Genomic DNA, 1726 nt, shown 5'->3' on the forward strand with positions numbered 1-1726 from the left:
GGGCAGCGGCGGGGGCGTCCTCGCTGAGGGCGGCGGCGAGGGCGGCGGGGTCGGTGACGGTGAACAGGGCGGTCAGCCGCGCCTCGTCCTGCATCAGCCGGGTCAGGCGGCGCAGCACGGCGATGTGGGCGTCGGACTGGGCGGCGATGGCGACCACCAGATGGGCCGTCTGGCCGGGATTCCATGCGATGCCGCCCGGCACCTGGAGGACGGCGATGCCGCTGCGGCGGACCATGCCGCGATCCTCCACCATGCCGTGGGGGATGGCGACGCCATGGCCGAGGAAGGTGTTCGCCACGGCTTCCCGGCGCAGCATGCTTGCAGCGTAGGCCGGATCGATGCAGCCGGCGGCGATCAGCAGCTGGGCGGCCTCGCGGATCGCCTCCTCCTTGCCGGCTGGGCTGGCGTTCAGTCGCAGCAGATCGGGCCGCAGCAGATCGGTGGGCAATCCGGTGGGCATAATGGCGGTGTTGGCGTCGGGGGCCATGGCGGGTCCGTCTCCTCCGTTCGGTTTAGCGCCGGGCGGTCTTAGGCGTCGTCCTTGCAGCGCTGTTATTGAAAACGATTACATCGGGCTCTGTCAACGGAGTTTGCATTGAATCCGCGGACTCCTTCGGGCAGACTGTGCCGTATGGGGCGGTGGATTGGCCCTAAGGGATGGAAACGATTTCAAAAACACTTTCAAGACGGATCGGTGACCGGATCATCATGAGCGACAGCGTCAAAGCCACCGGAATCAAGGCTGTCGGAATCAAGGACGTCGCCCGTGAGGCCGGCGTCTCGGTCGCCACGGTGTCGCGGGTGCTCAGCAACGGCCCGGTCAGCGACGCGCTGCGCGCGCGGGTGGAGGACGCGGTGCGGGCCACCGGCTACCGCCCGAACCTGTCGGCGCGGCGGCTGCGCTCGCAGCATTCCCAGACCATCGGGTTGATCGTCTCGGACATCCGCAACCCCTTCTTCACCGCGGTCAGCCGCGCGGTGGAGGACGCCGCCTTCCAGGCCGGCATGCGGGTGATCCTGTGCAACACCGACGAGAACCCGGAGCGGGAGGCCATGTACCTGCGCCTGATGCAGGAGGAGCGGGTAACCGGCCTGATCTTCGCGCCAACCCGCGCGACTCTGGCGCAGCTCGACCGGGCCGACCTGGATTTTCCCGTCGTGCTGATCGACCGCAGCGCGCCGGCCGGGCGGTTCGATTCGGTGGTGCTGGACAACCCGCAGGCCGCCGCCCTTCTGGTCGATCACCTGCACGGCCAGGGCTACCGCCGCATCGCCGGCCTGTTCGGCAACACCAGCACCACGGCGGTGGAGCGCCACGCCGGCTATCAGGCGGCGCTGGCCGCCCACGGTCTGCACGCGGAGGCCCGCTTCGTCCCGCCGACCGCCGAGGCGGCGGAGGCGGAGATCGCCCGCTGGCTGGCGGAGGCGCGGCGCTCCGGCGCCATGCCGGACGCGGTGATGGTCAGCAACAGCCTGCTGCTGATGGGGGTGGTCAAGGCGACGCGGACGCTGGGGCTGGCGATTCCCGGCGATCTGGCGGTGGCCGGCTTCGACAACGAGCCGTGGACGGAGCTGGTCGGCCCCGGCCTGACGGTGATCGAACAGCCGGTCCACGAGATCGGGCGGGCAGCCATGACGCTGCTGTTCGAGCGCCTTGACGACCCGGAGCGGGCGACGCGCAAGGTCTGTCTCTTATACACATCTGACGCTGCCGACGATTATACGC

At 69.4% G+C, this 1726-nt stretch carries 2 protein-coding genes; one reads left to right on the plus strand and one right to left on the minus strand.

Annotation, left to right across the window (positions count from 1 at the left end; genetic code table 11):
- Positions 1–487 (minus strand): PTS mannitol transporter subunit IIA (locus tag Q4I23_RS32525; RefSeq protein WP_498528979.1); only part of this gene is annotated, 487 nt, incomplete at its 3' end.
- 221 nt (positions 488–708) lie between these two features.
- On the opposite strand from Q4I23_RS32525, the gene Q4I23_RS32530 reads away from it, so the two are divergent.
- On the plus strand, positions 709–1726 hold a 1018-nt coding region (locus Q4I23_RS32530; RefSeq protein WP_498528980.1), incomplete at its 3' end, for a LacI family DNA-binding transcriptional regulator.

The organism is Azospirillum sp. UFLA03-27, from assembly GCF_059803775.1.